The sequence below is a fragment of the Pseudomonas sp. S2_H01 genome (assembly GCF_054668305.1).
Genome location: NZ_CP162756.1, coordinates 4,539,133 through 4,557,952, shown reverse-complemented (window position 1 = coordinate 4,557,952; position 18,820 = coordinate 4,539,133). Strand labels below are relative to the sequence as shown.

The 18,820-nt window shown below is 60.8% G+C and carries 17 protein-coding genes; 10 read left to right on the top strand and 7 right to left on the bottom strand.

The genetic code is table 11. From position 1 onward, the window contains the following. Nucleotides 1-97 precede the first annotated feature (97 nt). Nucleotides 98-2,263, top strand: coding sequence for an outer membrane assembly lipoprotein YfiO (locus AB4N84_RS20445; RefSeq protein ID WP_460042865.1), 2,166 nt, complete (start codon nucleotides 98-100; stop codon nucleotides 2,261-2,263). Further along, nucleotides 2,233-2,976 carry a DUF3142 domain-containing protein gene (locus AB4N84_RS20440; RefSeq protein ID WP_460042864.1) on the top strand — a complete coding sequence of 248 codons (744 nt, stop codon included), beginning with the start codon at nucleotides 2,233-2,235 and terminating at the stop codon, nucleotides 2,974-2,976. Before AB4N84_RS20445 ends, AB4N84_RS20440 begins: the two co-directional genes overlap by 31 nt. Before the next feature lie 579 nt (nucleotides 2,977-3,555). On the opposite strand, the gene AB4N84_RS20435 is transcribed toward AB4N84_RS20440, so the two are convergent. The 3 genes from AB4N84_RS20435 to AB4N84_RS20425 are packed head-to-tail and all read right to left on the bottom strand — an operon-like array spanning nucleotide 3,556 to nucleotide 6,530. Then, the gene (locus tag AB4N84_RS20435; RefSeq protein WP_460047074.1) at nucleotides 3,556-3,867 is read right to left on the bottom strand and encodes an AtuA-related protein; all 312 of its coding nucleotides are present in this window, start codon (nucleotides 3,865-3,867) and stop codon (nucleotides 3,556-3,558) included. A gap of 5 nt (nucleotides 3,868-3,872) precedes the next feature. Further along, on the bottom strand, nucleotides 3,873-5,237 hold the full coding sequence (locus tag AB4N84_RS20430; protein ID WP_460042862.1) for an acyclic terpene utilization AtuA family protein: 1,365 nt from the start codon (nucleotides 5,235-5,237) through the stop codon (nucleotides 3,873-3,875). Next, a complete protein-coding gene (locus AB4N84_RS20425; RefSeq protein WP_460042861.1) occupies nucleotides 5,238-6,530 on the bottom strand; it encodes a CitMHS family transporter in 1,293 nt (430 codons plus the stop codon). Between the two features lie 162 nt (nucleotides 6,531-6,692). Between AB4N84_RS20425 and AB4N84_RS20420 the strand changes: the two genes are divergently transcribed. The 5 genes from AB4N84_RS20420 to efeO (AB4N84_RS20400) all read left to right on the top strand — a co-directional run bounded on the left by AB4N84_RS20420 (nucleotide 6,693) and on the right by efeO (AB4N84_RS20400) (nucleotide 12,173). Beyond that, nucleotides 6,693-7,586, top strand: a complete 894-nt coding sequence (locus AB4N84_RS20420; protein WP_460042859.1) for a LysR family transcriptional regulator — start codon at nucleotides 6,693-6,695, stop codon at nucleotides 7,584-7,586. Between the two features lie 263 nt (nucleotides 7,587-7,849). Continuing rightward, nucleotides 7,850-8,719 carry an iron uptake transporter permease EfeU gene (efeU, locus tag AB4N84_RS20415; protein WP_074749365.1) on the top strand — a complete coding sequence of 290 codons (870 nt, stop codon included), beginning with the start codon at nucleotides 7,850-7,852 and terminating at the stop codon, nucleotides 8,717-8,719. Between the two features lie 8 nt (nucleotides 8,720-8,727). Continuing rightward, nucleotides 8,728-9,939, top strand: a complete 1,212-nt coding sequence (efeO, locus tag AB4N84_RS20410; protein ID WP_460042858.1) for an iron uptake system protein EfeO — start codon at nucleotides 8,728-8,730, stop codon at nucleotides 9,937-9,939. Between the two features lie 65 nt (nucleotides 9,940-10,004). Further along, the gene (gene efeB, locus AB4N84_RS20405; RefSeq protein ID WP_074749363.1) at nucleotides 10,005-11,321 is read left to right on the top strand and encodes an iron uptake transporter deferrochelatase/peroxidase subunit; all 1,317 of its coding nucleotides are present in this window, start codon (nucleotides 10,005-10,007) and stop codon (nucleotides 11,319-11,321) included. A 27-nt stretch (nucleotides 11,322-11,348) separates the two neighbouring features. Continuing rightward, entirely contained in the window at nucleotides 11,349-12,173 is an 825-nt protein-coding gene (gene efeO, locus AB4N84_RS20400; protein ID WP_460042856.1) for an iron uptake system protein EfeO, read from the top strand. A 298-nt stretch (nucleotides 12,174-12,471) separates the two neighbouring features. Here efeO (AB4N84_RS20400) and AB4N84_RS20395 read toward each other — a convergent pair whose 3' ends face one another. From AB4N84_RS20395 to AB4N84_RS20385, 3 genes are all read right to left on the bottom strand, one after another. After that, nucleotides 12,472-13,242 carry a molybdopterin-dependent oxidoreductase gene (locus AB4N84_RS20395; protein WP_460042854.1) on the bottom strand — a complete coding sequence of 257 codons (771 nt, stop codon included), beginning with the start codon at nucleotides 13,240-13,242 and terminating at the stop codon, nucleotides 12,472-12,474. After that, nucleotides 13,235-13,858: a cytochrome b/b6 domain-containing protein gene (locus AB4N84_RS20390; RefSeq protein ID WP_074754976.1), complete on the bottom strand. Its 624-nt coding sequence runs from the start codon at nucleotides 13,856-13,858 to the stop codon at nucleotides 13,235-13,237. The genes AB4N84_RS20395 and AB4N84_RS20390 overlap by 8 nt, the downstream gene beginning before the upstream one ends. 166 nt (nucleotides 13,859-14,024) lie before the next feature. Further along, a complete protein-coding gene (locus tag AB4N84_RS20385) occupies nucleotides 14,025-14,630 on the bottom strand; it encodes a hypothetical protein (RefSeq protein ID WP_083370728.1) in 606 nt (201 codons plus the stop codon). A 282-nt stretch (nucleotides 14,631-14,912) separates the two neighbouring features. Between AB4N84_RS20385 and AB4N84_RS20380 the strand changes: the two genes are divergently transcribed. Continuing rightward, on the top strand, nucleotides 14,913-15,608 hold the full coding sequence (locus tag AB4N84_RS20380; protein ID WP_074755385.1) for a heavy metal response regulator transcription factor: 696 nt from the start codon (nucleotides 14,913-14,915) through the stop codon (nucleotides 15,606-15,608). Then, nucleotides 15,581-16,987: a heavy metal sensor histidine kinase gene (locus tag AB4N84_RS20375; protein ID WP_460042853.1), complete on the top strand. Its 1,407-nt coding sequence runs from the start codon at nucleotides 15,581-15,583 to the stop codon at nucleotides 16,985-16,987. The genes AB4N84_RS20380 and AB4N84_RS20375 overlap by 28 nt, the downstream gene beginning before the upstream one ends. A 181-nt stretch (nucleotides 16,988-17,168) precedes the next feature. Here AB4N84_RS20375 and AB4N84_RS20370 read toward each other — a convergent pair whose 3' ends face one another. Beyond that, the gene (locus AB4N84_RS20370) at nucleotides 17,169-17,837 is read right to left on the bottom strand and encodes a polysaccharide lyase family 7 protein (protein ID WP_460042852.1); all 669 of its coding nucleotides are present in this window, start codon (nucleotides 17,835-17,837) and stop codon (nucleotides 17,169-17,171) included. Between the two features lie 527 nt (nucleotides 17,838-18,364). Between AB4N84_RS20370 and AB4N84_RS20365 the strand changes: the two genes are divergently transcribed. Next, complete coding sequence (locus tag AB4N84_RS20365) at nucleotides 18,365-18,817, top strand: MarR family winged helix-turn-helix transcriptional regulator (RefSeq protein ID WP_074754984.1); 453 nt, start codon at nucleotides 18,365-18,367, stop codon at nucleotides 18,815-18,817. Nucleotides 18,818-18,820 lie beyond the last annotated feature (3 nt).

Genomic DNA, 18,820 nt, shown 5'->3' with positions numbered 1-18,820 from the left:
ACAAATAAGCAAACTGCCATCAATCCGGTTTTCCGAAACACGCTGTATCATCCGCCCTCGCCTCACCCTCTCTACGTAGCGAAATCAAGGATTGTTCATGCGTATGCGCGTTCTGCCCCCTCTTGCATTGATGATTGGCGCGGCCCTCTGCGGTCAGGCGCAGGCCAGCGGTGACGATTCCTGCTACCCCGCCTGGTCGCTGCTGCGCGACTCGCTGGACGTCTGCAACAACCTGGCCTTTCTCAATCCTGGTAACGACAGCCGGGTCAACCTGCGCCTGCTGCTGGCGGACCGCAAAGCGCTGGAACTCAAGCCCAATGCGCTGACCGAGGACGAGCTGTCAGAGGGGTACGGCCCGGTGCCGTTTGCGGTGGCGCGCCTCGACACTGCGCAGATCGAGGGAGACGACAGTGAAGAGTCCGGCGCGGCCGCCTTGAACGGCCTGCTGGAAAAGCTCGGCATCAAGCGCGACAGCACGGACAGCGCCGGGCAGGCGTTTCTGCAAGGGGAAGGCAGCCGTTGCCGCAGTAACCGCGACGACAGCGCAGCGGTGTTTATCGGGCAACTGGTCGACACGCCGTCGCTGTCTGATTCAGAACGTCAATTGCTGGCACGCAGTCGTCTGCAACTGCTCGATGGCTGCACCTGGGACGCAGCAAAACAGGCAAGCCTGCTGCCGACCGATGTTCAGTCTGTCGAAGGCAAGGCGTTTGTGACCTACCTGCAAGCAGCCTCGGACTTTTACAGCGGCCGATTCAACGAAGCCGAAAACGGCTTTGCCAGCCTCAACGATAACGCGCAGCCGTGGCTTAAGGAGGTGTCGTTTTACATGGTCGCCCGCACCCGCCTCAACGCGGCGCAGCAGGACGCATTCGATGAGTACGGCACCCGCAAGGACACCCTCGACACAGCCCCTTACGCCAAGGTCGGGGAAGCCTTCGATCAGTACCTCGCGGCTTACCCGCAAGGCATCTATGCGTTGTCGGCCAAGGGGTTGATGCGCCGGGTGCACTGGCTGTCCGGGGACACCGATAAACTGGCCGACGATTACACCTGGCAAATGACCCAGGCGGACGACTCGCAAGGCAACCTGCCGATCGACGCGTTGATCCAGGAGACCGACAACAAACTGCTGATGAACATCGCTGACGCAACGCCGTCCGCCTTGATGACCGCCGTCAGCGACCTGATGCAGATGCGCAAGGACGCTCAGCCGAAACTGACCCGCGAGAAACTGGCGGCGCAAAAAGCGCTGTTCGCCGATCAGCCGGCCATGTTCGATTACTTGCAGGCGGTGTATGCCTTCTATGTTGACCAGAAGCCGGAAGAAGCCCTGAAGCGGCTGCCGAAGGACGTTCCCGCTGCGCTCGACTATTTCGCGTTCAGCCAGCACACCTTGCGTGCCCTGGCACTCGAGGCGAGCAACGATCTGCCTGGGGCTCAAAGCCTGTGGCTGAAAATGCTGCCACTGGTGAAAAAGCCACTGCAACGTGAGCAGTTGGAACTGGCGCTGGCCATGAACCACGAGCGCAGCGGTCAGCTTGAACAGGTATTCGCTACCGATTCGCCGATCCAGTCGGCCCAAGTGCGGCTGATCCTGCTGGGCAAGGTGGCGGGCGCGCCCTTGCTGCGTCAACAGATCACCCAAGGCATCAGCGACACGGAGAAGAACACCGCGCGATTCGTGCTGCTTTATAAAGACCTGCTGCACGGTCAGTACGCAGCCTTCGCCGATGATTTCAAAGCACTGCCCGAGAAGTCCGGCGAAGAGAAACTGGGCACCAGCCTGGGCTATGTCTACGGCACCGGGCAGACCTTGCAGTTGTTCCGCTGGAACGGCGACAAGGCCGAATCGAACTACGCCTGCCCGAGCATCGGCGACACAGCGGCCCTGCTGCAGGCCAACGACAAAGACCCCAAAGGCCTGAATTGCCTGGGCGAGTTCGTTTTGCGCAATGGCCTGGACAGCATGCCGCTGGACCAGCGACCGGGCAGCGGTCAGTTGGGCAGCAGCGAGTCGGGTTTCAAGGGCGACGTGTTCTCCCGTCTCAACGGTTATCAAACGGTCATCGCCGACACCACGGCCGGACGTGACGACAAGGCCTACGCCCTCTTCCGCGCGATCAACTGCTACGGGCCTTCGGGCTACAACAGCTGCGGCGGCAAGGACGTGGCGCAGTCGGTGCGCAAGGCATGGTTCAAACAACTGAAAACCACCTATGGCAGCACCTCGTGGGGCAAGTCGTTGCAGTACTACTGGTGAAGCTTCGGGCACTGCTGCTCGTACTGATCGGGCTGTTGGGCAGCCCATCGGCATCGGCCGCCGTGGAGGCACGGGACTACGAAGCGTTCTGGCTGTGGAGCGGCGTGGCCAGTCAGCCGGTCCTGCATCAGGCCAAGACGCTCTATGTGCTGCAAGGCCAGATCAGCGCCCCCCGCACCGACCGCCAGAATCCCGTACTGATCGCCCAAGGCATGAGCGTGACACGCCTGCCGCAGCCAGCGCTGTGGATCGTCTACCGCGCCCACACCTTGCGCTGGCCCGAGACGGTTTACCGACAGGTGTTTGGCCAGGTCGAGCGTTGGCAGCAGGCGGGAAATGCGGTGACCGGCATTCAGATCGACTTCGATGCGCGAACCCGTTACCTGCAGGACTACGTGGTGTTTCTCAAAGACTTGAGGTCGCGCCTGCCTGCCTCACTGAAGCTCAGCATCACGGGCCTGATGGACTGGAGCAGCAACGCCGACCCGCAGGCCATCGGCCAGTTGAAAGGCGTTGTCGATGAAGTGGTGGTCCAGACCTATCAGGGCCGCCACAGCATCCCTGACTATGCCGCGTACCTGCCGCGCATGGGCAGGCTGGGCCTGCCGTTCAAGGTCGGCTTGATTCAGGGCGGAGAATGGACGGCCCCGGACTACCTCAAAGACAGCCCGTGGTTTCGGGGGTATGTGGTGTTTTTGCGTAATCAGGATTGAGCGCAATTTCGCTTCTGTCCGGAGGGCGTAGGAGATTCTATTGGCTTTCAAACCAGTGCTGTCAGTGCGTTTATCAAGGTTCGCAAAGCCTGACGGGACGCTCCACATTCCGGATGACGCTGAGCGTCATTGAATGGGTTACCACGCGGAGCGTGGGAACAATCAACAGCTCAAAGCGCGCTGTGGCTTTTGATCTTCATACCGCAGCAGGCCAGACACCACAAAACGCGACTTGGGTGCAGGCTGAACGCAGGCGTCGCGTAGTGGGTCGAGCGGCATGGATGCCGCGAGAGCGCCGTCAGGACATGGATGTCCGTTCGGCGCGGGCCCACGGAGCGTCGCCGGAGTGAGGGTACTTCGACGAAGGAGAAGCCAAACCAGGAGCCGGACCCTTGGCTGCCTCTTGAAACAAAGAGGGGGGTCTTTTCAAGTAACCCGCCGAAGGCGGAACAGTTTGGCCGTTAGGACAAACCAAACCATCAGCGCCACCCCAAATAGTGGAAATGCACACCCTACAAGCAGCTTGCTCCCACGGCCTCCGGCCAGAATCAAATGCAGATCGCGCTTGCAGGCCTCCTTCTATTCGATCTCGATATCCAGCAATGCCGCGCCTAATGCCTTGCCATGGGCATCCAGCGCCAGCGAGCGGGTGACGCCGCCTTTGAGGATGCCGGGCAGCACGAAATTCAGGGCCTGTACGTTGGGCAATTCATAGCGCCGCACCGGTCCCGCTGCGGGGTCGAGCAACTCGGCAAAGTACGCCGTGACGCGTTCAACCGTCAGTTGTTCCACCAGACGCCGGTAGTCTTCGGGCTTGAAAGCAATCACCGAGATGTTCGACGTGTCGCCCTTGTCTCCGGTCCGCGAATGCGCGAGTGCGCGCAGTTTGATCGTGCTCACGAGGCGTCCTCCAGATGAACGTGGGGTGTGACCGCATCACGGGGCAGCAACAAGGACGCCACCGCCACCACCTGCCGTACGCCCTTGGTCGCACCGCCACCGCCATACGGGCCGTTGGTGTAGAGGGTTTCGACTTCGTTGCCGATGCGTATGGCGTCGGATTTGTCGGCGCACCGGGCCGCTACGCGCAAACGCACTTCCCACGGTTCAGCCGCGGTGCGCGAACCCAATGTTGCCCCATGCAATGAATCCACACCGATCAGTTCCGCGCGAACTTCTTCGGCGACCACACCCGTCAGCCTCAAACGTTCCAGGACGACTTCACGGGCCAGTTGTGCCCGCGCCAACGCGCCCGGCCCGCCATAGGACATCTGCCCTTCACCGATCCAGCCGTCAAGGTAGCCAACCGATACCTTCAGCGTGTCGGGGCGCGCGCGACCCTCTGCGCCGTCGGCACGGACCTGGTTCGTCCCTACGGCCGTGAACGACACATTTGAAAAGTCGGCGGTTACGTCCGGCGTGAGATACGCCTTGGGATCGTGCACCTCGTAAATCATCTGCTCGGTGCAGGTGGCGGGGTCGATTCTTCCGCCGGAGCCTGCGACCTTGCTGATCACCGCGCGGCCCTCGGCGTCCACTTCGGCCAGCGGAAAACCCAATCGGGCGAGGTCCGGCACATCCTTCACCCCCGGATCGGCAAAGTAACCGCCGGTGATCTGCCCGGCGCATTCCAGCAAATGCCCGATCAGGGTGCCACGTCCGATGCGCGTCCAGTCATCCTGAGCCCAGCCAAAGGTGAACAGTTGTGGCGCGAGAAACAGTGAAGGGTCCGCCACGCGGCCGGTGATCACCACATCAGCGTCGGCATTCAACGCCTCGACGATGCCTTCTGCCCCCAAATAGGCGTTGGCGGAAATCAGCCTATCCCCCAACGACGCCACCGTCGCGCCGTTGTCCAGCAACGCCTGAGGGTCGGCGTGCAACGCTGCCAGCACGTCATCGCCGGTCAGTGCAGCGACCTTTAGCCCGTGCAGGCCCAGCTCGGCCGCGACGCGCCGCACTTCCTGCGCCGCCGACAAGGGATTGGCTGCGCCCATGTTGCTGATGATGCGCAAACGTCGCTGCCCGATTTCACGCCCTCGGGCCACGAACGGCAGCACGCGGCGCATGCGCTCACTGAGCAACGGGTCGAACCCGGCGTCGGGGTCAGCCAGTCGAGCCTGTTGTGCAAGGGCGATGGTGCGTTCGGCGAGGCACTCGAACACCAGAAAATCCAGATCGCCCTTATCGGCCAGTTCCACCGCCGGCTCGATGCGGTCACCGGAATACCCGGCGCCCGAGCCGATACGTAAGGTTGTCATTCAGAACACTCCCAGCAGCAATGCGGTCAGGGTCATCAGCACCGATGCGCCGAACAGAAAAGGGATGGTGAAGCGTTGATGATCGGCCAGTTCGACCTTGCACAACCCCACCAACAGAAAGGTCGCGGGGGTCAGCGGGCTGACCGGGAATCCGGTGGTGTGGACGCCCAGCAAGGACGCTTGCGCCACCTGCAAGGGGTTTACACCCAGCGCGCGTCCGACCTCGGCGATCACCGGCATCACGCCGAAATAGAAGGAGTCCGGGTCGAACAACAAACTCAGCGGCATGGACAGGAAGCCAACCACCATCGGGATCAGCTTGCCGTGACCCGCCGGAATCTGCGCCACCGCCACCTCGGCCATGGCCTTGAGCATGCCGGTGCCTTGCATGATGCCGGTGAACACGCCAGCCGCCAGAAGAATGCTGGCCATGGTCAACGCCGTTTTGGCATGGGCGTCGATACGCGCGCGTTGCGCGTCCACATTCGGGTAGTTGATGCACAGCGCCAACACCGTACCGACCATGAACATCACCACGGGATCGACCCAGCCGGCGATCATCACAGCCATGACCACGATCGTCAGCAACAGGTTGAGCCAGAACAGGCGTGGGCGGCGCAGCACCTCTTCCTGCTCGGTCAGCGTCCGCTCCGGCACCACATCGACCTTCGCACCGGCGCCCAGCCCGAGGCGTTTTTCTTCACGACGCCCCAACCACCAGGCACAGATGAACACGAACGCCAGACCGACGATCTGCACCGGAATCAACGGCTGGAACAGGTCGGCCACCGGCACATGCAGGGCGGCGGAAGAGCGCAGCACCGGGCCGGTCCATGGCAGGAAGTTGACCCCCGCCGCCATCGCGGCGACGCACGCCAGAATTCGCCGATCAATGCCCAGCCGCGTGTACAGCGGCAACATTGCCGGAATGGTCACCAGAAAGGTCACAGCGCCCGACCCGTCCAGGTGCACCAGCAAGGCGAGCAGCGCGGTGCCTACAACAATGCGTGTCGGACGCGTGCCGACGGTGCGCAGGATCCGGTCGATGATCGGGTCGAGCATGCCGGCGTCGGTCATCACCCCGAAAAACAGGATGGCAAACACGAACATGCCAACCACGGGCGCGACGTTCTTGATACCGGTGATGATGAAACCGCTGGTTTGCAGACCGAAACCACCGATCAATGCCGCGATGAGCGGCAAGGCAATCAGCGCAACCAGAGGCGAGAGACGTTTGCTCATGACAGCGGCGAGCAAACAGAGAATGGTGATGACACCCAGAGTGGCGAGCATGGCGTGATCCTTTCGTCATCCCTCACCGGCAGGCGGCGGGACGAGCTGTTGTTGTTTTCAGCGAGTATCGAAACGGGGGTAAGCTTTGTAAATTGAAATGTTCAGGGCCTTACGTTCTGAAAATACGAACGCTGATTCAACAGCTGCCAACGGGAATTCATGATGAAGAACGCCATCCAGCACATCCGCGCCTTTCTCGCCGTGGCCAACAGCGGCAGCTTTGCCAAAGCGGCCCTTGAGCTGAACCTGTCGCCCTCGGCCCTGACCGTGCAAATCCAGCAGTTGGAGGAATGGCTCGGCGTCACGCTGCTCGAACGCAGCCCGCGTCAGGTCAGCCTCACCTCCGCCGGGCAGAACAACCGTGGCCCCATGGAAAAACTGCTACTGGACCTGGACAACATCGTCAGCGGCTCACGGGATCTGGTCGCGTTGCGCCGAGGCGTGGTGACCATCGCCGCCCTGCCCTCGCTGTGCGCCGGGGCGCTGCCGCCGATCCTTAAAACCTTCCGTGAACAATTCCCCGGCGTCGAAGTGCGCCTGCGCGATGTCGTGGCGCAACGCATCGACGCGCTGGTGCGTGACGGGGAGGTGGATTTTGGTGTGGGCGTTCGTGCGCGAATGAACCACGGGCTGGCTTTTCAGGTGGTGATGGTGGATCGCCTGAGTCTGTTCGTGCCGGCTCGCCATGCGCTCGCCAAACGCTCATCGATCACCCTGTCGGAACTGGCCGGCGAGCCGATCATCCTCACAGGCCGGGACAGCAGCGTGCGCGAACGGGTTGAACAGTTGTTTTCAGAGCAAGGGCTGATGCTGACGCCGGGCCTGGAAGCGAACTACATGTCGACGGTCATGGCGTTGGTGCGTCAGGGATTGGGGATGACGCTGTTACCGGAATCGGCCGACGAAGGCCGTGGCGACCTGGTTCAGGTGCGCGTCGAACATGCGGGGGTGAATCGAGAGATCGGCGTGATCACGCGCGCGGGGACTGGATTGAGTCCTGCGGCCGCACGCTTCATTGAGATCATGAAAGACGGTATGTCGACGCAACCCTTGTAGGCGCGCGCTTGCCCGCAATGGCGTCCGCCCTGTCACCTCTTCATTGATTGACACACCGCAATCGCGGGCAAGCGCGCTCCTACACAGGTTCTGTGAAACGCAGTAGCTGAACGCCAGCTGAACACCTGCACAAAACCGGGAAAAAGCAAAAAAACAAGTATGCTCATTCAATAATGAGTATCATTATGTTACACATGCCTGAATGCGAATGACTTACCGAAGCGTTCACGGCTCACACCCTATCAGATTTGTACCGGTGATAAATGCTCGTTCCTTTTTTGATCATGCTGCGCGAAGGGATTGAAGCCGCGCTTATCGTTGGCATCATTGCCAGCTACCTCCGTCAGACCGGCCGTGGCGAGTGGATGCCCGCCGTCTGGATCGGGGTTTTCCTCGCCGCCGCGCTCGCACTGTTCGTCGGTGGTGGCCTGGAATTGGTCAGTGCCGAATTCCCGCAGAAGCAACAGGAACTGTTCGAAGGCCTGGTCGGACTGCTGGCGGTGATCATCCTCAGCTCCATGGTGTTCTGGATGCGCAAAGTGGCGCGCTCCATCAAGCATGAGCTGCACGAATCACTGGACGCCGCCCTCGCCGGCTCAAAAAACCAGACGTATGCCCTGATCGGCATGGTGTTCTTCGCGGTTGCTCGCGAAGGCCTGGAAACCGTGTTCTTTCTGCTGGCGATATTCCAGCAAAGCGAAGGCGCCAGCGCGCCGATCGGCGCCCTCCTCGGCCTGATCATTGCCGTGGGCATCGGCTTTGCCATCTACAAAGGCAGCATGCGCTTGAATCTCGGGCGCTTCTTCCGCTGGACCGGCTTGTTCATCCTGGTGGTCGCGGCGGGCATTCTGGCCAACTCGGTTCAGGCCCTGCATGAGGCCGGCCTCTGGAATCACTTCCAGACCGTGGTTTTCGACATCAGCGCCATCCTGCCGATGGACGGCCCGACCGGCTCGGTGCTCGCCGGCATGTTCGGTTATCAGGATGCACCGACCGTCAGCGTGCTGACCGTGTACGTCGCCTACCTGATCTTCGCGCTGGTGTTGTTCTTCCTGCCGCAGCCTCGCGTGGTGAGTCTTCCCACGCGACCTGCGCACGCACACGGCCACTCTTCTTCAGTTACGAATAAATAAGGGCTTCCATGACCAGCAGTCCCTCCGGGCTTCCTCCCCAGCAAGCCAAGCCTCCTCGCGCATTGCGAATGGCCGTCGCCGGATCGGTGATCCTGATGATCGGCGCCGGTGCGATGTTTTACTACGCCTCTCAACAGGCGCAAAAAAAACGCCAGGCCAACAACAGCGCCGAGACCGTGGTCACCATCCACCCCAAAAGCTGTGAGCCGAACGCGATCACGGTGCCTGCAGGGAAGAATGCCTTCCGCATCGTCAACGCCTCGGAGCGTGCGGTCGAATGGGAAATCCTGGACGGCGTGCTGGTGATCGAAGAGCGCGAGAACATCGCCCCCGGTCTGAGCCAGGTCATCAACGCCAACCTGCAACCGGGTGATTACGCGATCACCTGCGGACTGCTCAGCAACCCGCGCGGCACCCTGCACGTGACCGCAACCGCTGAATCCGACGCTGCCGCCAAGGCACGGCCTTCGATGGTCGCGTTCATCGGCCCGTTGTCGGAATACCGGGTCTACCTGAGCACCAGGAGCAGTGCGTTAATCCGCGCGGTGAACGATCTGCAGCAAGCCATCGAAAGCGGCGACCTGGCAGCGGCGCAGCAAGCCTATGCGCCAGCCCGCGCAGCCTATCAGCGCATCGCCCCGGCGGCGCAGCGCCTGGCTGAACTGGACAACGCAATCAACGCCCGCGCCGACTACTTCGAAAAACGCGAACAGGACCCGGGCTTCAGCGGGTTCCATCGCATCGAGTTCGGTCTGTTCTCGCAGAAGTCCGTCGAGGGCCTGACGCCTGTCGTGCAGAAACTGCAGGCCGACATCGCGTCCCTGAAAGAACAATTACTGGCCCAGAGCATCGCCCCTGAGCAACTGGCGAGCATGGTCGTGCGCAACATGCGCAGCCTGGCCGACATCCGCAGCAATGGCGAAGAAGAACGCTACAGCCACCTCGACGTCAACGGCTTCGCCGCCAACCTGGAAGGCACCCGCAAAGTCATCGAACTGCTGCGTCCCCTTCTGGCCAAGACCTCGGGCGAGGTGCTGAAGAAGATCGACGACGCGACCACCGCGCTGGATGACCAGTTGCTGATGCTCAAAACCGACAACGGCTTCACGCCCTACGATCAGGTCAGTACCGAACAACGAAAAAACATCGCAGACAAGGCCAAGGCGCTGGCCGATGCACTCGAAGGAATCGATCCGGCCCTGGGCCTCACCGGCCTGTAAGCGTGCCCTGGCGGGTGCCCAATGCGCCCGCCCGGCCCTGAAACCAGAACGAAGTAAGCATTCACATGAAAGACTCCGATTCATCCAACGCCCCTGTTTCCGTTGAACGCCGCCGTGTCCTGATGGGCCTGGGTGCTGCCGGCGCGGCCATCGCTGGCGCCAGCCTGACCGGTAATGCGCTGGCCGCCACCGCGCCGGCGCAAGTAACCGAAGCCCCGAAGAGCGAAAAGACCCAAGACCACAACGCATTCCATGGCGTGCATCAGACCGGCATCGTCACCCCGCGCCCGACGGCCGGGATGATGGTCTCTTTCGATGTGCTGGCGCAGGATCGCGAGGACCTGGAGCGGCTGTTCCGCACCCTGAACGAGCGCATCGCATTCCTGATGACCGGCGGTCCCGTGCCACAGGTCGACCCGAAATTGCCGCCGCTGGACTCCGGCATTCTTGGCCCTGTCGTCACCCCCGACAACCTGACCATCACGGTGTCCGTGGGCGATTCGCTGTTCGACGAGCGCTTCGGTCTGGAACACGTCAAACCCAAGCGCCTGCAGCGCATGGTCGGGTTTCCCAACGATGCGCTGGAAGCCGACTGCTGCCATGGCGACCTGAGCATTCAGTTCTGCTCCAACGCCCCGGACAGCAACATCCACGCCCTGCGTGACATCGTCAAGAACCTGCCGGACCTGCTGCTGGTGCGCTGGAAGCAAGAAGGCACCGTACCGGCCCAGGCGCCGCTCAAACCCGGCCAACCACCGGAAAGCGCCCGCAACTTCCTCGGGTTCCGAGACGGCTCGGCCAACCCCGACTCGAACAACCAGAAGACCATGAACGAGTTGGTCTGGGTACAACCGGGCAGCGACGAACCGGCCTGGGCCGCCAACGGCAGCTATCAGGCCGTGCGGATCATCCGTAACTTCGTCGAGCGCTGGGACCGTACCCCGCTGCAGGAACAGGAATCGATCTTCGGCCGGAGCAAGGCCTCGGGTGCGCCGATGGACGGCAAGACCGAAACCGACGTCCCGGATTACACGAAAGACCCGGAAGGCAAGATTACCAAGCTGGATGCGCACATCCGTCTGGCGAACCCGCGCACCCCGGACAGCCAGCGCAACCTGATCCTGCGTCGCCCGTTCAACTACTCCAATGGCGTGAACAAGAACGGGCAACTGGACATGGGCCTGCTGTTCATCTGCTACCAGTCGGACCTGGAAAAAGGCTTCATCACCGTCCAGACCCGTCTCAACGGCGAGCCGCTGGAGGAGTACCTCAAACCCATCGGCGGCGGGTATTTCTTCACCCTGCCGGGCGTCGTGGACAGCAACGATTTCATTGGCCGGTCGCTGCTGGCCGCCTCTGCTCGAACAACAAAAACTGCCTGACAACCCTTACCTCACAGGAAGAGCTCTATGAAAAAGTCGTCTCTCGCGTTGTTGCTTACTGTTGGCTTGCTGCAGACCCCACTGTCCGTGTTCGCGGCAACCGCCCCGCTGGACCTGGTCACCCCGGTTTCGGACTACAAGATCTACGTCACCGAAAACGTCGACAAGCTGGCCGAAGACACCCAGAAGTTCACCGACGCCATCAAGAAAGGCGACCTGGCGACGGCCAAGAAACTGTTCCCGACCACTCGCATTTCTTACGAGTCCATCGAGCCCATCGCCGAACTGTTCAGCGACCTGGACGCCTCGATCGACTCCCGTGAAGACGACCACGAGAACGGCGTGAAAGCCGACGACTTCACCGGTTTCCACCGTCTGGAATACGCGTTGTTCTCGCAGAACACCACCAAGGACCAGGCTGTTTTCGCTGACAAGCTGCTGGCCGACGTCAAAGAACTGCAATCGCGCATTGCCGACATGACCTTCCCGCCCGAGAAAGTGGTCGGCGGTGCTGCCGCGCTGATGGAGGAAGTGGCCGCGACCAAGCTGTCCGGTGAAGAAGACCGTTACAGCCACACCGACCTGTATGACTTCCAGGGCAACGTTGACGGTTCCAAGAAAATCGTCGACCTGTTCAAGCCGCAACTGGAGAAGTCGGACAAGGCGTTCGTGAGCAAGGTGGAGAAGAACTTCGCCACCGTGGACAAGATCCTGGCCAAGTACAAGACCAAGGACGGCGGTTACGAGACCTATGACAAGGTCAAGGAAAACGACCGCAAGGCTCTGGCCGGTCCGGTTAACACGCTGGCAGAAGACCTGTCGCAGATGCGTGGCAAACTCGGTTTGAACTGAGTCTGTACGCGATGAAAAGCCCGCCTGCCGAGTGATCGGCAGGCGGGCTTTTTTTATTTGCGGCTGCGGGTTTGGGTTTGGGTTTGGGTTTGGGTGTATATCCGTTATCGGCGGGGACGCTGATGGTTTGGTTTGTCCTAACGGCCAAACTGTTCCGCCTTTTTGGTTACTTTTTTGTGGTCCGACATTTCGGCTCTTGGAAAAAGTGACCCGCTGTAAGAGCGGAACCGTAATCGGCGCCACCCAAAATAATGGATATACATTTCGACCTAAGGGCACCCCAGCGCCCAAAAAAGCCTCAAATCCCACTAAACCAGTTGTACCCCTGATCCTCCCAATACCCACCCGGATAATCATTGGTCACGAAGATCTCGACGATGTGCTTGGGATTCTTGAACCCCAGCTTGGTCGGCACCCTCACCCGCAACGGATACCCATAGTCGGGCGGCAACGCCACCTCCCCGAAATCCAGCGCCAGCAACGTCTGAGGGTGCAACGCGGTCGGCATGTCCAGACTCGAGTAATACCGGTCAGCGCACTTGAACCCGACAAACTTCGCCGTCGTGTCCGCGCCCACATGCTCAAGGAACGTTCGCAGCGGCACACCGCCCCACTGCCCGATCGCGCTCCAGCCTTCGACACAGATCAACCGCGTAATGTCAGTGCGCTGCGGCAGTTTTCGCAGGCCATCCAGCGTCCACGACGCCTTGTCGCGCACCAGCCCCGAGACGCCGAGTTTCCAGTCCGCCACATCCAGATCGGGAATGTCGTCCTCGCTGTAAAACGCGTTGAACGGAAACGGGTTGCGGATCTGCTCCTTGCGGAACGTCGGCGCCAGCTTCTGTCCGCTGAACAGCCACGCCTGCACCCGGTCGTTCCAGCGCGACATGGCCCAGAGCACCTTGTCCACCTGATCGCCATCTTGCAGGTTGCAACCGGTGAGCATCGCCATCGCGCCCACGGTCAGCCCGCCTCTCAGGAAATTCCGACGCTGGATGCTTTCCAGCTGGCTCTGTTGCGCCGGCTCCAGCGTGATGCGCTGAATGGCGCGTTTCTTCGGCTCAATCATGTTCGACCTTCCCGCTTTCAACCGTTTTGACGCCACCGGTGATCATCGGCAACAGGGTTTTGGGCACCAACAGCACCAACGCCAGGTGCACCACGACGAACGCCCCGATCGCCGCCATCGCCGCAAAGTGAACGAAGCGGGCGAAGTCATAGCCACCGAACAGCGCGGTCAATTCCTGCAGTTGAATCGGCTTCCAGATCGCGAGCCCCGTGACCACGATCAACACGCCTGCCGCCAGGACCAGCCAGTACATCAAGCGCTGGACGGCGTTGTACACGCCCTTCTCGTGCTTGAGTCGAAAGCGCACGGCATCGACCAGGTCGCGTTTGACCGCGGTCGGCGTCACCGGAAGGAAGTCGCGTTTGAAGTGTTTGCTGAACAGGCTGTACAGCACGTAGATCAGGCCGTTGATCACCAGCAGCCACATGACCGCGAAGTGCCAGGCCAGCGCGCCGCCGAGCCAGCCACCCAGGGTGAAGTCCCGAGGGAATGAGAAACGAAACAACGGCGATGCGTTATAGATGCCCCAACCGCTCATGAACATGCAGACCATGCCGAAGGCATTGATCCAGTGGGTCAGGCGAATGGGCCATGGGTGAATTCTGGTTTTTTTCATCTTGAAAGGCTCATCACGGTGAGTTCGGTAAGCCGGCACCTGTAGGAGCGCGCTTGCCCGCGATTGCAATGTGTCAGAAACATAGTTGTATCAGACAGCTCGCAATCGCGGGCAAGCGCGCTCCTACAATGGACGCAACGCGGTGCTGATGACACACCGCAATCGCTTACATCGGAGGCTGGAAGCCATCCTTGCCGACGGCTACACCGCGAGCAGTCTTGCCGTCTTCGGCCGGGAACACCACGACCTTGGCGCCTTTGACCAACTCGTCCACTTTGCCTGCCTGCACGTAAGCGATGGGCACGTCATCCGGCACGACCAACTGCTTCTCACCGCCTTTGTAGCTCACGCTCAGGGTACGACCGTTGGCCTGGGTCAGTTTGCCCACGGTGCCGTTGGTCATGGTACCGGTGCTGCCGTCGGCGTTCTGCCAGCCGTAGTGACCTTCGCCGCTGCCTTTGAGGCTCGCTTCGAACACGGTCACTTCCAGCGCTTTCAGCGTGCCATCCGGCTGCGGCGTGGCGGCAGAACCGATGAAGCTGTCCGACTTGATGGTGTCGATGCTGGTCTTGGACACCGAGCGGATGCCCGTTTTGTCCGTCAGGCCAATGCTCTGGTGAGCGCCGGAACGGGTGGTGAAGTTCAAGGTGTTGTTCTCGACGCTGTCGACCGTGCCACGCAGGGGCTTGACCACTGGCATGTCGGCGGCAGAGGCCATGACGGCAGCGCTGAGCATGAGCATGCCGAAGGTGGTGGACAGAGCAGTCTTCATCTTCATTGTGAGGATCCTTGTCGATTGGTAGTGCGGGTTGAATGGCGATCATCCTGTGCCCCGAACCGGCACTGCACAATGACCGGCCGATGACATTTTTGTCATTCGCCAAGGACGGTTCAAAAACGCCGCGCCGATGACAAAAATGTAACCAACCGGACAGCCCCCGTTGGTTACACTTCACGTTCGACACGGCGTCCAGCCGTTCGTTGCCCTTCAAATCACCACCTGATGCCACGTGTCGGCCGCGCCGCCAATGACGTGAAGCGAGCCAGACAGACGATGCACATCCTGCTTATCGAAGACGACACCAAGACCGGCGAGTACCTCAAGAAGGGCCTCAGCGAGTCCGGCTACAAGGTCGACTGGACGCAGCACGGCACCGACGGCCTGCACATGGCGCTGGAGCAGCGCTACGACCTGCTAGTGCTGGACGTCATGCTGCCGGGCATCGACGGCTGGCAGATCATTGAAATCCTGCGCGCCAAACAGGACGTACCGGTGCTGTTTCTGACCGCGCGCGACCAACTGCAGGACCGGATTCGCGGGCTGGAGTTGGGCGCCGACGATTACTTGGTCAAACCGTTTTCCTTCACCGAACTGCTGCTGCGCATCCGCACGATCCTGCGCCGTGGCGTGGTGCGCGAGGCCGACCATTTTCATCTCGCCGATCTGGAGCTCGACCTGCTGCGACGCCGGGTCACCCGCCAGCAACAGGTGATCACCCTGACCAACAAGGAATTCTCCCTGCTGCATCTGTTCCTGCGGCGCGAAGGGGACGTCTTGTCCCGCGCGCAGATTGCCTCGGAGGTCTGGGACATGAATTTCGACAGCGACACCAACGTGGTCGACGTGGCGATCAAACGCCTGCGCAGCAAGATCGACCTGCCCTACCCGGTCAAACTGATTCACACCGTGCGCGGCATCGGTTACGTCTGCGAGGTGCGGCCATGCGAGCCCGACGCCAGCCTTCCCTGACCCTGCGCTCGACCCTGGCGTTTTCCGTGGTGGCGATGCTCGCCGTGGCCAGCGCCGGCATGTACCTCTACGAGACAATGAAAGCGTCGGTGATGACCCGCAGCGACCACGCGGTGCTGGCGCGGCTGGATCACTTTCGCAAACTGCTGCAGTACGACCTGACGCTCGACACACTGCGCAGCAGCCCTCAACTGTTCGAAAACATGCTCGACAGCGAGGACGATATTTTCATCATTGCCGAGCCTGGCAAGTCCCCGGTGATCATGGTCAACCCCCTGCATGCGCCGTTACCGGACATGCCGGTGGTCAAAGCCAATGCACCGCTCAGCGCCGATGCTCTGCGCAGCGGCAGGGCCAACGCCGGATCGGCGCCAGATGTGCCCATGCGCGCGGCCACGGTCGAGGCGATCTCCGGCGGCAAAGTCGTGCACCTGACCGCCGCGCACCTCGCAGTCAAGGAAATGGCCACGCTGGCGAATTTCCGCAACCGCATTCTGTTTGCCGTCGCGCTGGCGTTCGTGCTCACGGCATTGCTGGGTTACCTGTTGCTGCGGCGGGGCTTGCGGCCCCTGCGCAGAATGGCCGATCACGCCGCCGCCATCACCCCGGCGCGACTGGACAGCCGCATGGACAACCGCGACACACCGGTGGAGTTGCAGCAGTTGAGCGACGCCTACAACGGCATGCTCGATCGTCTGGCCGACGGTTATCAGCGCCTGACCCAGTTTTCCGCTGATCTGGCGCATGAGATCCGCACACCGGTAGGCTCCTTGATGGGCCACTGTCAGGTCGCCCTGCGTCAACCCCGGACCGCCGATGAATATCAGGCGCTGCTGGCCTCGAACCTTGAGGAACTGGAGCGTATCTCGCGGATGGTGGAAAGCATTCTGTTCCTGGCCCGCGCCGACGACGCGCAGGCGGCGCTCAATCGCCAGACGTTGTGTCTGGAGGACGAATTGCAGCGGGTGACGGGGTATTTCGAAGGGCTGGCCGAGGAGCGACAGATGACGTTGCGCACCGAGGGCGACGGTCAGTTGAATGCTGATCCCCTGCTGTTGCGCAGGGCCTTGAGCAATCTGGTGGCCAACGCGATTCGTTATGCCGATGAAGGCAGCGAGATCGATATCCGCGTGGTGAACGCAGAGAAGACCTGCCGCATCGAGGTGGAGAACCAGGGGCCGGTCCTGAGTGACTCGGCCTTGGACAAGCTGTTTGACCGCTTCTACCGGGGTGACGCCTCACGCCACCAGAGCTCCGACTCCAACGGGCTCGGCCTGGCAATCGTCGCCGCGATCATGCAATTGCATGGGGGCGAAGTAACCGTCAGCCAGCCCGTCCCTGGCCGGATCTGTTTTGCACTGGTCTTCTCTGCTCGATAAATCGTCCGATGGTGGCTGCCGCAGGTGCTCGGGCCTATGCAGTACGTGTAGGAGCCGTCCGAGGTTACGAGGGTCTGGGCCGCACTTCGGACGAACGCGGGGTGTCATTCACCCTAGCCATCACCGACCCACCGCGTTCGCCAGCAAGCCGGCGCCTAAAGTGATTTGAGCTGCATCGGATTTATGCCTTTTTATCGTGCGAGATCTGCAGTTTGTAAAACGTCGCCGCCCCACCCTCCGTTGCATACCCGGTGTTGTCCTGGGTATACACGCCCGCCTTGAAGTACAGCTGTTTGCCATTCCAGCTCGGATCAAGTTTGCTGCCCCACTGCATCTCATGCGCATTAACGGTCAGGTTGCCCGACGGCGTCAGGTGAATGGTGTACGTGAAGCGCTCCTTGAGCAGCACACCCGTTGCGATCTGAATCACTTCGGGTTCCGACGTCGGCGTCAGGCGAAACTTGGCGACGATGTTGCCGTTTTTGGTCTTCTCCTTGTACTGATACTCCAGCTTGAGCAACGGCTCGGTGCTGCCATAGCAATGGATCTGGCCAATGACGATCTTGCCCGTCGATGGCACTTGATCCACGGTCAGCGCCGCGCGCAGGAAATTGTCCGCCTGGGTGTAGGTCCAGTTGTGAACTGCACCGTTGGCGTAGGTTTCGCGTAATTCCGTGCGCGGGTAAATAGCGTTGTCAGTTCGTGACCCGGTCACGGGTGCCCAGAAGAACAAGGTGTCTCCGGAGCGAAAGTAACCGTCCTGGTAGCCGCCGACCAATTTTGGGGTATCGACGGTGACGGCGGGCGTACCGACAGGTACGGAGAGATTCCAGGTGGCGAGATCGATCATGTTGCACTCGTGGGTGCGCACTGCGCACCAGCAAAGGGAGGTGTCTGGAACAGGGTTTCAAGCCCGGTTTCCTGTCGCCTTTGCTATCGGCTGAATCGGTTGTTCTTTAACGCCGCCACGCAGTCAAGAAACCGCCGAAATAGACTCAAAAACCGCCAGTGCCACTATTGAGATATCACCCATTTTCAATCCGCGATTGAACAAGATTTGATCAACGTCCCGATTTCTGGACACGGCGCTCTTCAAGAGTCCCGCCATTTTTTTGGATGAGCAGGATCTGAATTCCAAAATTAAGTTCAAATTCAGATTGAAAGCCCGACAGACGGTCTTTCTTTTCGACGCTGCAACGCCGTGAAGCGAATACAGGCAATCTCATTCGCAACGATTTCACCCACCGCTCATCCACTTTTCATTTGACGAATCAACTTTGTTACCGGATATTAATAGTTAGCAACCTAATAATACTGAGACTAATCATTCACTGCCTAACCAAAATCCTTTTCGTGAATCAACCCAGTGGCACCTCCATGACCCTAGACTCATTGCAAATGCACATCACTGGCGGCGTCGTCGCGGCGTCCCGTCAATGGCGCCGCGTGTGTCAGACCACGCTGATGAACTACGGCGTGTCCGAAGCCTGCGCAGGCCCTTTGTTGATGATCGCGCGGCTGGGTGAAGGCGTGCGGCAGGTCACCGTGGCTCAGGCCTGTGGCCTGGAAAGTCCTTCGCTGGTGCGTTTGCTCGATCAACTGGGCAAGGCCAATCTGGTGCAGCGCACCGAAGACCCGACCGACCGTCGTGCCAAGGCCCTGAGCCTGACCAACGAGGGCCGCGCGTTGGCCAACTCCATAGAAGAAGAACTGATCCGCCTGCGTCGTGATGTGTTCAGCAGTATTGATCCGGCCGATCTGGAAGCCACGCTGCGGGTCTTCAAAGCCTTCGCCAACGCCAGCCCCGTGGGGCCGGAGCTGTCATCTTGAACG

Coding starts and splice junctions, on each gene's coding strand:
- AB4N84_RS20445 (WP_460042865.1), top strand. CDS start 98: ATGCGTATGCGCGTTCTGCCCCCTCTTGCATTGATGATTGGCGCGGCC.
- AB4N84_RS20430 (WP_460042862.1), bottom strand. CDS start 5,237: ATGACAACCTTACGTATCGGCTCGGGCGCCGGGTATTCCGGTGACCGC.
- AB4N84_RS20425 (WP_460042861.1), bottom strand. CDS start 6,530: ATGCTCGCCACTCTGGGTGTCATCACCATTCTCTGTTTGCTCGCCGCT.
- AB4N84_RS20420 (WP_460042859.1), top strand. CDS start 6,693: ATGAAGAACGCCATCCAGCACATCCGCGCCTTTCTCGCCGTGGCCAAC.
- efeU (WP_074749365.1), top strand. CDS start 7,850: ATGCTCGTTCCTTTTTTGATCATGCTGCGCGAAGGGATTGAAGCCGCG.
- efeO (WP_460042858.1), top strand. CDS start 8,728: ATGACCAGCAGTCCCTCCGGGCTTCCTCCCCAGCAAGCCAAGCCTCCT.
- efeB (WP_074749363.1), top strand. CDS start 10,005: ATGAAAGACTCCGATTCATCCAACGCCCCTGTTTCCGTTGAACGCCGC.
- efeO (WP_460042856.1), top strand. CDS start 11,349: ATGAAAAAGTCGTCTCTCGCGTTGTTGCTTACTGTTGGCTTGCTGCAG.
- AB4N84_RS20395 (WP_460042854.1), bottom strand. CDS start 13,242: ATGATTGAGCCGAAGAAACGCGCCATTCAGCGCATCACGCTGGAGCCG.
- AB4N84_RS20390 (WP_074754976.1), bottom strand. CDS start 13,858: ATGAAAAAAACCAGAATTCACCCATGGCCCATTCGCCTGACCCACTGG.
- AB4N84_RS20385 (WP_083370728.1), bottom strand. CDS start 14,630: ATGAAGACTGCTCTGTCCACCACCTTCGGCATGCTCATGCTCAGCGCT.
- AB4N84_RS20380 (WP_074755385.1), top strand. CDS start 14,913: ATGCACATCCTGCTTATCGAAGACGACACCAAGACCGGCGAGTACCTC.
- AB4N84_RS20375 (WP_460042853.1), top strand. CDS start 15,581: ATGCGAGCCCGACGCCAGCCTTCCCTGACCCTGCGCTCGACCCTGGCG.
- AB4N84_RS20370 (WP_460042852.1), bottom strand. CDS start 17,837: ATGATCGATCTCGCCACCTGGAATCTCTCCGTACCTGTCGGTACGCCC.
- AB4N84_RS20365 (WP_074754984.1), top strand. CDS start 18,365: ATGACCCTAGACTCATTGCAAATGCACATCACTGGCGGCGTCGTCGCG.